Genomic DNA, 1,481 nt, shown 5'->3' with positions numbered 1-1,481 from the left:
GGCTCAGAGCGCCTTCTGCAACTCGGGCAGAGCTTCGAAGAGATCGGCGACGAGGCCGTAGTCGGCGACCTGGAAGATCGGGGCCTCCTCGTCCTTGTTGATCGCGACGATCACCTTCGAGTCCTTCATGCCGGCGAGATGCTGGATGGCGCCCGAGATGCCGCAGGCGATGTAGAGCTGCGGGGCGACAACCTTGCCCGTCTGCCCGACCTGCCAGTCGTTCGGCGCGTAGCCCGCATCGACCGCCGCGCGCGATGCGCCGACGGCAGCACCGAGCTTGTCGGCGACCGGAAGGATGACCTCCTGGAACTTCTCCGAAGAACCCAGCGCACGGCCGCCCGAGATGATGATCTTGGCGGATGTCAGCTCCGGACGGTCCGACGAGGACAGGGCGTCCTTGACGTGGGTCGAGAGACCCGGGTTGGCTGCCGCCGCAATGGTTTCGATGGCGGCGCTGCCGCCTTCACCGGCTGCGGCGAAGGATGCGGTGCGCACCGTGATCACCTTTTTGGCGTCGGTCGACTGCACGGTCTGGATCGCATTGCCCGCATAGATCGGGCGCTTGAACGTGTCGGCGGAGACGACTTCGGTGATTTCCGAGACCTGCGCGACGTCGAGCAGCGCTGCAACACGCGGCAGCACGTTCTTGCCGACCGAGGTCGCGGCCGAGACGATGGCGTCGTAGGAGCCTGCCAGTGACACGATGAGCGCTGCCAGCGGTTCCGCCAGGTTGTTGGCGAGGCTGGCATCCTCGGCGACGAGCACCTTGGTGACGCCCGAGAGTTTTGCCGCCTGTTCGGCCGCCGCCTTGGCACCGGCGCCGGCGACGAGCACATGCACGTCGGAACCGATCTTGCCTGCCGCCGTCAGCGCTTTCGCCGTCTGGTCGGAAAGATGCGCATTGTCGTGATCTGCCAGAAGAAGAATGGCCATGGTTTAGTTCTCCCTTTTCTGCCTTAGAGCACGCCGGCTTCGTTTTTCAGCTTGTCGACCAGTTCGGCGACCGACTTGACCTTGACGCCTGCCTTGCGGCCGGACGGTTCTTCGGTCTTCAGCACCTTGAGGCGCGGGCTCGTGTCGACGCCGAAGTCGCCAGGCGTCTTCTTGTCGAGCGGCTTCTTCTTCGCCTTCATGATGTTCGGCAGCGACGCATAACGCGGCTCGTTGAGGCGCAGGTCCGTCGTCACGACGGCCGGCAGCTTCACCTCGATCGTCTGCAGGCCGCCATCGACTTCGCGGGTGACCTGTGCGGAACCATCGCCGATCTCGACCTTGGAGGCGAAGGTCGCCTGTGCCCAGCCGAGCAGCGCCGACAGCATCTGGCCGGTCTGGTTCGAATCGTCGTCGATCGCCTGCTTGCCGACGATGATCAGGCCCGGCTGTTCGGCTTCAGCGACGCCCTTGAGGATCTTCGCGACCGCCAGCGGCTCGACCTGATCCTCTGTCTCGACCAGCACGGCGCGGTCGGCACCCATGGCGAG

Annotated in this window: 2 protein-coding genes; both read right to left on the bottom strand. The window is 65.2% G+C overall.

Annotated elements, in window-relative coordinates; translation table 11 throughout:
- Nucleotides 1-3: 3 nt before the first annotated feature.
- Complete coding sequence (locus MUO32_RS29240) at nt 4-933, bottom strand: electron transfer flavoprotein subunit alpha/FixB family protein (protein ID WP_257951892.1); 930 nt, start codon at nt 931-933, stop codon at nt 4-6.
- A 23-nt stretch (nt 934-956) separates the two neighbouring features.
- The coding region (locus MUO32_RS29235; RefSeq protein ID WP_257951891.1) for an electron transfer flavoprotein subunit beta/FixA family protein at nt 957-1,481 on the bottom strand (525 nt) is incomplete at its 5' end.

It is taken from the genome of Shinella sp. CPCC 101442 (assembly GCF_024704725.1).
Lineage (GTDB): Bacteria > Pseudomonadota > Alphaproteobacteria > Rhizobiales > Rhizobiaceae > Shinella.
This window is presented reverse-complemented; position numbering and strand designations above follow the sequence as displayed.